Raw genomic sequence first — 2,798 nt, forward strand, 5'->3', positions numbered from 1 at the left:
GGCCGCCGGCCGCCGGCCGCCGGGCAGGATCGTGCACACACCCGGGGACGGCCGGCGAGGCGGCCGGGCCGTGTCGCCGGCCGGGGACCCACACCCGCCGTACAACACACGTGGGGCGTGTTCCCCGTGTCTCCTGCGCCGTCATCGCACTTGAGAAACCTGTGAGGTCTCTGCGTAGTGTCGGGGTATGACACTCGATCTCGACGCCTACTTCGCCCGCATCGGCTGGTCCGGGGAGCGCCGCCCCACCGTGGAGGTGCTGCGGTCCGTGCACCGCGCCCACATGCTGGGCATCCCGTTCGAGAATCTGGAGCCGGTCCTCGGCAGCGCCCCGTCCCTCGCGCTCGCGGACCTGGAGAAGAAGCTCGTCCGCAGTGAGCGCGGCGGGTACTGCTACGAGCACAACACCCTCCTCGCCGCCGCCCTGACCCAGCTCGGATTCCACGTCACGCTGCTGACCGCGCGGGTGGTCCTGGGCGCCGCGCCCGGTGACGTCCGGCCACGCACGCACATGCTGATGCAGGTGGACGTCGAGGACGAGGAGAAGGGCGGCTCGACCCGCTGGCTGGCGGACGTCGGCTTCGGCTCGCACGGCGCACTGCTGGAGCCGATCCCGCTGGTGGCGGACGCCGAACTGCTGGACACCCCGCGCCGCCACCGCCTCGTGCACGCCCCGCACGACGGCCCGCTGGAGATGTGGGAGCTGCAGACGGACAAGGGCGGCTACTGGGAGCCGCAGTACGAATTCACCCTGGAACCGTTCGAGGCCCCGGACTACGAGGTCATCAACTGGCACATCGCGACGAACCCGCGCTCGCCGTTCCAGCAGGCGGTGTACGCCCAGCGCACCCTGCCGGGCCTGCACCGGGCCCTGTCCGGACGGACGCTGGTGGAGACCGCCGACGACGGCACGGTCGAGGAGCGGGAGCTGAGCGACTCCGCCGAGGTGCTGCGCGTGCTGGCCGAGGACTTCGGCGTACGCCTTCCCGAGGGGACCGTTCTGCCGGGCTGACCAGGGCGCACCCCCGCCGTCGCCCCCGCGCGGGCGGGAGCGGGACCGGGTCCCCACCGGGGCGCGCACGGCCGGTTGTGCGCCCCCGCGTGGCGCATCTCACCCGGTTGTGCGCCTCATGCCCGCATTCCAAGCCGAGGCGCCGCCCCGACCGGCCGTTCCCACGGTTCGCGGCCGGGGCGGCATGGCGATGGAAGACCGGGCGCGGTGTCGCGCGCCCCCGGAGGGAGGAACCGGCGCGTGAACCGGGCGCAGCGCGCGAAACGCGGTCGTAAGCTCGCAGACATGCAGGTCATCCAGTCCACGAAGCTCTCCGGCGTCTGTTACGAAATCCGCGGCCCCGTGCTCGAAGAGGCCATGCGGCTCGAAGCGGCAGGTCACCGCATCCTCAAACTCAACACGGGCAACCCCGCGGCCTTCGGCTTCGAGTGCCCGCCGGAGATCCTCGAGGACATCCTGCGCAACCTCTCGGGCGCGCACGGCTACGGCGACGCGAAGGGCCTGCTGTCGGCGCGCCGTGCAGTGATGCAGCACTACCAGACCAAGGGGATCGACCTCGACGTCGAGGACGTCTACCTGGGCAACGGTGTCTCCGAGCTGATCCAGATGTCGATGCAGGCGCTGCTCGACGACGGCGACGAGGTGCTCGTCCCCGCTCCGGACTACCCGCTGTGGACGGCCTCGGTCTCGCTGGCCGGCGGTACGGCCGTGCACTACCGGTGCGACGAGCAGGCCGACTGGATGCCCGACCTCGCCGACATCGAGCGGAAGATCACCGACCGCACCAAGGCGCTCGTGATCATCAATCCGAACAATCCGACCGGCGCGGTCTACGACGACGAGATGCTGCGCGGACTGACGGAGATCGCCCGGCGCCACAACCTGGTCGTCTGCTCCGACGAGATCTACGACCGGATCCTCTACGACGGCGCGACGCACACCCCGACCGCCGCCGTCGCCCCGGACCTGATGGTGCTCACCTTCAACGGGCTCTCCAAGAACTACCGGATCGCGGGGTACCGCTCCGGCTGGATGGCGGTCTGCGGTCCGAAGGCGCACGCCTCCTCGTACATCGAGGGCCTGACGGTCCTGGCCAACATGCGTCTGTGCGCCAACATGCCCGCGCAGCACGCGGTGGCCACCGCGCTCGGCGGGCGGCAGTCGATCAACGAGCTGGTGCTGCCGGGCGGGCGGATCCTGGAGCAGCGCGACGTGGCGTACGACCTGCTGACGCAGATCCCCGGGGTGACCTGTGTGAAGCCGAAGGGGGCGCTGTATCTCTTCCCGAGGCTCGATCCCAAGGTCTTCAAGATCAAGGACGACCGGCAGCTGGTCCTGGACCTGCTGCGCGCCGAGAAGATCATGGTGGTGCAGGGCACGGGCTTCAACTGGCCGGAACCCGATCACTTCCGGGTGGTCACCCTGCCGCCCGCCAAGGACCTCACCGACGCGGTGACGCGTATCGCGAGGTTCCTGGACGGTTACAGCCAGCCCTGAGCGGCGAACCCTTCCAGACTCCACACAACTTTAGAATCAATCCAAGGTAGGATGGCCTTACTGCATCACCAGGAGGCCATCCATGTACGAGCCGATCCGCACCAAGTCGGTCCACACATCGGCCGACGACGCCGATTTCCCGCACCGCAGCCGCGAGGAGGAGCTGGACATCCAGCTCGCCGGACACCTCGCGGCCCTGCTCGCCGTCACCGACGAGCTGGGGCTCTCCGCGGCGGGCGACCGCATCGCCGAGCAGGTGGCCCGGCTCCGCACCGCGCCGCCCGCCCGG

General features: G+C 70.2%; 2 protein-coding genes and 1 pseudogene. All 3 read left to right on the forward strand.

All coding sequences use genetic code 11. The features are described 5' to 3' along the window. Positions 1-187: 187 nt before the first annotated feature. The gene (locus tag VN520_RS12825; protein WP_325747018.1) at positions 188-1,012 is read left to right on the forward strand and encodes an arylamine N-acetyltransferase family protein; all 825 of its coding nucleotides are present in this window, start codon (positions 188-190) and stop codon (positions 1,010-1,012) included. A gap of 285 nt (positions 1,013-1,297) precedes the next feature. Beyond that, positions 1,298-2,509 (forward strand): pyridoxal phosphate-dependent aminotransferase, encoded by a 1,212-nt coding sequence (locus tag VN520_RS12830; RefSeq protein ID WP_325747019.1) that lies wholly within the window; start codon positions 1,298-1,300, stop codon positions 2,507-2,509. Positions 2,510-2,591: 82 nt separating this feature from the next. Next, positions 2,592-2,798: pseudogene (locus VN520_RS12835) on the forward strand (hypothetical protein); the annotation flags it as partial.

It is taken from the genome of Streptomyces sp. (genome assembly GCF_035563135.1).
Lineage (GTDB): Bacteria > Actinomycetota > Actinomycetes > Streptomycetales > Streptomycetaceae > Streptomyces.

Bases quoted from the DNA above. Each gene is read 5' to 3' on its own strand.
- VN520_RS12825 (WP_325747018.1), top strand. From the start codon at position 188: ATGACACTCGATCTCGACGCCTACTTCGCCCGCATCGGCTGGTCCGGG.
- VN520_RS12830 (WP_325747019.1), top strand. From the start codon at position 1,298: ATGCAGGTCATCCAGTCCACGAAGCTCTCCGGCGTCTGTTACGAAATC.